The sequence below is a fragment of the Stutzerimonas kunmingensis genome, assembly GCF_032106285.1.
Lineage (GTDB): Bacteria > Pseudomonadota > Gammaproteobacteria > Pseudomonadales > Pseudomonadaceae > Stutzerimonas > Stutzerimonas kunmingensis_B.
This window is the reverse complement of the sequence record NZ_DAMCPO010000059.1, coordinates 269-5,397: the sequence shown is the minus strand read 5'-3', so window position 1 is coordinate 5,397 and position 5,129 is coordinate 269. Positions and strand designations below refer to the sequence as shown.

3 protein-coding genes are annotated in these 5,129 nt (G+C 60.0%); all 3 read right to left on the bottom strand.

Annotated features, from left to right (window positions below):
* Window positions 1–334 precede the first annotated feature (334 nt).
* The gene (locus RT582_RS22220) at window positions 335–3,358 is read right to left on the bottom strand and encodes a type I restriction endonuclease subunit R (RefSeq protein ID WP_049466407.1); all 3,024 of its coding nucleotides are present in this window, start codon (window positions 3,356–3,358) and stop codon (window positions 335–337) included.
* Entirely contained in the window at window positions 3,355–3,984 is a 630-nt protein-coding gene (locus tag RT582_RS22215; protein WP_049466406.1) for a hypothetical protein, read from the bottom strand. The genes RT582_RS22220 and RT582_RS22215 overlap by 4 nt, the downstream gene beginning before the upstream one ends.
* The coding region (locus tag RT582_RS22210; RefSeq protein ID WP_313480060.1) for an AAA family ATPase at window positions 3,985–5,129 on the bottom strand (1,145 nt) is incomplete at its 5' end.

The window sequence follows — 5,129 nt, the reverse complement described above, 5'->3', positions numbered from 1 at the left end:
AATCCATAAGGCAATGAGGCTGGGGATTTCACCGCTAGATCGAAGAATTATCCTGCACCTCATATAACAAGGGCGCCTTTCGGCGCCCTTGTTCTTTCAACCCATCCCACTCCATCATCAACAGGCCACCCGAACCCGCATGGTTAAAGGACGTGGCTGTGATCGACATAAGGGATTACCATCGCTTTTACCGCCAGAAGCGCACATTTTTCGCTGGCGAGGGAGACGGAGCAATTTGCGAGGCGTTGACTCTCTTCGACTCTATTGTCAATCACCCCTCACCTCAACTTAGGAGCTGGTAGCCCACCAAGCACATGCTCACTCAAAGGCACACTTAGCTCTGCGGTGCCCTATCCGAAAGACGAGCGTAAACTTGGCTACCCAACCACTTGGATACCAGCTCCCGCATCTCTGGCTTGCCCATGTAATCAGTGAACAGTTCTTCATTAAGCTCCATGCGCTCAATAAATAGTGACTCAAGGACCTGCCGAAATACGAGCTGGAACTTGTCTAGGGAGTTGACCTCTGCTGCCTTCTGTAGGGACTCGTTCTGGCTCGCGGCTTCGGTGATCTGATCGAAGAATAATTGATCTGCGTCATTCAATTCGCCACCGAAGCGCTGATTGATGATGTCTATGAGGCGTGATAGCGAAACAGCTTCGTCACGCACCATACCTGAGGCCACCTCTCGTGGACCGTTAAGCGGTTTGGCATAGCCTTCGTTGAGGCTAATCGAGCCTTCGCTGATTTTCTGCAAGCGGTAATAATCGAGTTCAACTTCCTCGTCGAACTGATAGCCTGGCCCGCTCTTGCGCTTGGGCAACTTCAGCGCGAGATGGCGCAGATAGGTGAAGAGTTTTTCCAGGTCGCTGTCCTGATAGGGAATCACCTGGCTCAGGAAACCGTACAGATTGCGAAAGGCCTGCAACTTGCTGCGCCACAACTCCGCTTCGTCTTCTTCGGTGTTCTGCAACCGCACAAAGCGCGCGACCGCCAGATCAAGAATCGCACTCATCAGCTTATGGTCGCCAAGGCTCTGGCGGCGCTTAGGTGCAAAGAACACATGCGCAAACTCGGCAATCTCCGTTTGCAGATAAATGCCCGAGGCATCCAGTTCGGCCTGCACCTCGTAGAGCTTGTCCGGATCGACCTGCTCGCCCATCACCGAGCCGTCGTAGTATTGACGGAAGGCCTCCTGGATTTCGTCGGGATCGTTGACGAAATCGAGCACGAAAGTATCGCCCTTAAGTGGGTGAGTTCGGTTCAAGCGCGACAAGGTCTGAACGGCTTGAATGCCCGCCAGCCGTTTGTCCACGTACATGGTGTGCAACAACGGCTGGTCGAAGCCGGTCTGGTACTTCTCGGCCACCAGCAGCACGCGGAATTCCGGCTTGGCGAAAGTGTCAGGCAGTTCCTTTTCCTTTAGGCCGCCATTCATCTCGACTTCCGTGTATGACTTCTCCGGAATCTTGTCGTCTTCCACCTTGCCCGAGAACGCCACCAGGCTCTTGATGGGGTAGCCCTTCTCCTGAATGTAGCGGTCGAACTCCTGCTTGTATCGCACCGCTTCTAATCGCGAGCCGGTCACCACCATCGCCTTGGCATGGCCGCCAATCTTGTGCCGCGTGAAGTGTTGGAAATGCTCGACCATCACCTCGGTCTTCTGGCCAATGTTGTGCGGATGCAGCCGCATAAAACGGGCCAACGCCTTGGCCGCCTTCTTGCGCTCGACGTTGGGGTCGTCCTCGGCCTTCTTGATCAGCTTGTAGTAGGTCTTGTAGGTCACGTAGCTCTTGAGCACATCCTCGATAAAGCCCTCCTCGATAGCCTGGCGCATGGTGTAGCGGTGGAAGGGCTCGTCGCCCCGGCCAAAGATCGCCAATGTCTTGTGTTTGGGAGTGGCGGTGAAAGCGAAAAAGCTCATGTTCGGTTGATGGCCCCTCTTGGCCATGGAACGGAACAGTCGCTCCAGTTCGACTTCGCCTTCCTCCTCGGCCATCTCTTGCGCCTTGCGACGCAGCTCGCCACCGCCCAGCACACCTTTCAAGTCCGTGGCCGTCTCGCCCGATTGCGAACTGTGCGCCTCGTCGATGATTACAGCGTACTTGCGCGTGGGCAGATGGCTCTTGCTGCCTTCGCCACGCTCCTCACTAAGTTTGGCTAGTTGCCCGGACACGAATGGAAATTTCTGCAGCGTGGTGATGATGATTGGCACGCCGGCTTCCAGCGCTTCGGCGAGCTGGCGCGAGTCCTCGTCGATCTTCTGCACAACGCCCTGGCGGTGGTCAAGCTGGTAGATGGTGTTCTGCAACTGGCGGTCGAGCACCACCCGGTCGGTGATGACCACCACGCTGTCAAAAAGTCGCTCGTCGCGCTCGTTGTGCAGGCTGGAGAGACGGTGCGCCAGCCAGGCAATCGTGTTGCTCTTGCCGCTGCCGGCCGAATGCTCGACCAGGTAGTTGTGCCCCACGCCCTCGCTGGCGGCAGCCGCCACCATACGGCGCACAGCCTGCAACTGGTGATAACGCGGAAAAATCAGGTTTTCCTTGCGCACCTTCTTACCGACGTCAGTGGTCTTTTCTTCCACATCGAGATGCAGGAAATGGGCGAGCAGGTCGAGCAGGCTGTCGCGCTGTAGCACCTCTTCCCACAGGTAGGCTGTCTTGTAGTTGCGTCCTTCAAGATCGGGCGGGTTACCAGCGCCACCGTCCATGCCCCGGTTGAACGGCAGGAAGTAAGTGGACGAACCGGCCAGGCGAGTGGCCATGTGCGCTTCTTCAGTATCCACAGCGAAGTGCACCAGCGCGCGCTTGGTGAACTCGAAGATTGGTTCACGGGGATCGCGGTCGTGGCGATACTGGTGGATGGCATTCGCCGACGTCTGGCCGCTCAAGGGGTTCTTGAGCTCCAGCGTCACCACCGGAATGCCGTTGACCGACAACACTACATCCAGGGACTTCTCAGACTTCGGGCTGAAATGCAATTGGCGGGTCAGACCCAGCCGGTTGGCCCGGTAGCGCGCGTCCAGCTCCGGGTTCAAGCCGTGGGCCGGGCGAAAGAAGGCTATCCGCAGCGTGCGCCCGAAGCATTTGAAACCGTGGCGCAGCGTGGCCAGGGCGCCATGGGTATCCAGCCACTTGCATAGCGACTCCAGCACGCGCGCACCGGTCTGCTCGCCGTGCAGGGTTTCTAGCTTCTCCCACACCTTGCCCTGGGTGGCACGAATGAAGGCCAGTGCCTCATCGAGGAAAATCGCGCGCTCGCGGTCGAATCCTTTGACGTCGACCTTCGTATATCCTTCACTTAGCAAAACTGCCTCGATGGCGGTTTCGAATGCGAATTCACTGGTGCGCTTCATACGGCGGCCCTCGCTTGTTTCTTTCTTAGCCAATAGACAAGCACCTGCGCGAACTCGGGCAGGTCGCCGGGTTCGCTACCATCCCACCTGGGCAGCTCACGCGCCGGATCAACGCGACGGCAGTCCTGCAGGCGCTGCTGAAACGCTGCGAGCACGGCCCTGCGATTGCTCACCAGGCGCGGCAGGTTCAGGTTGAGCACCGCGTTGAGGGCTTCTTCGATGGCGGCGTCGTCTGCCTTGATGGTTCCATCGCCTAAAAAGCGAATCTTGTGCTCGATGGGGTGCGCCGGGTCGCATACGCTGAAGCAAAGGCCGTCATTGCCCTTGCGCGTATCGCAATGCTGCTCACGTTCGGGACGGCCGTGCCCGCCCAGACAGGCGCCATGCAGATTGCCAAAATCGAGCTGTCGCCCGGGGTGGCTGGCCTGACATTGCCAGTGCTCGATCTTCATGCCCTCGGGCGTGGCCCGGATGCGCGACTGGCAGTAGCAGCACAGGCCGCGCTGCTCGGCCACCAGCGCCCGCCGCAAAGTCGCCTTGTCGGAGTAATTGTCGTAGTCGGCATGCGGCTGCTGGCGATGCTGGGTCAAAGTCGCGGGCTCCGGCCCCTTCTTGATGGTCCGCATCTACTCAGCGCCCTCCAGAAAGCGGATCAGCGAACTGGCTCGGGTCAGCTCGGGCTCGTCTTCGCCCAGCTTGTGTTCGAGGGCCGCAATGGCGGCACGGGCCGCGTCGAAATGCTCCTGGTCGATCAGTTCGAAAAGCGCCTTTAGCTCACCATCCACCTGCCGATTTCGCACCGGGGCGCCCATGAACTCCTGCAGGATGCGGTTGGCGTCCATGCCATAGGCCTCGACGGGCACGGTTACGCCCACTTTGCCGTTCACGAATTCGAGGAAGCGCACGCAGCGCGCCGGCACCTCGCCCAGCACCAGGGGCGAATGGGTCGTCACCACGAATTGGCAGGCCTTGAAGATGTCCCGCAGGCGCTGCAGGACATCGCGCTGCCACTTGGGATGCAGGTGCAGTTCGATCTCGTCGATCAATACCAGCGCCGCGCCCTCGGCGATGGGGTTGTCACTCTCAGGGTTGGCGATGGCCAGGCGTCGGGTGAGATCGAACACCAGAGCCAGCAGGCCGCGTTCGCCATCGGAAAGCTGGTGCAGATAGAAGGGCTGGCCGCGTTTGTCCACCACGAAGCCAAGTCGCGGTTGTTCCTGGATGCGCAGGTTGCCGAACTCCGGCACGAGTTCAACCACCACGGCGCGCAATGCGTCCAGTACCTTGAACCGGCGCGGTTCATTGGCCGCGCCCAGCTTCTCCTGGGTCCGGAACCAGTGCATGAACTCGCGCAGCTCTACTTCGCGATCGTGCAGGGCGCGGCCGTAGGCGATGGACGGCTCGAAGGGCTTGGCCTCTGGTAGGCTGCGTGGCTGGCCGGGCAACTGGCGCTTGGGCGAGAAATACACTGCCAACGGCGAATGGGCGGCGCTCTTTAGGGTCGCCAGCGCGGCGCGGGTCTCCTTCAGGCCCGCCTCCAGCTCACCGGTCAGCGTGCGGGCACTCAGCGCCTGAGCGAAATCGGTGGCGGCGGTGGCCTCTTCGGCCTGCCGCAGCAGCATGAAGCGGTCGCCCTTCTCGTCCGCCGCGCGCAGGCGCTGCACCCCGCCATTGATGGTCTGCCCATTGATCCGGATGCGCGCGGACACCTCCAGCGAGCCCTTGTCACCGTGAATGTCGTCATCGGTGAAGTACAGCGGCGCCGAGCGCG

Excerpts from the sequence above, each read along its gene's own strand:
- RT582_RS22220 (WP_049466407.1), bottom strand. The coding sequence starts at position 3,358 with ATGAAGCGCACCAGTGAATTCGCATTCGAAACCGCCATCGAGGCAGTT.
- RT582_RS22215 (WP_049466406.1), bottom strand. The coding sequence starts at position 3,984 with ATGCGGACCATCAAGAAGGGGCCGGAGCCCGCGACTTTGACCCAGCAT.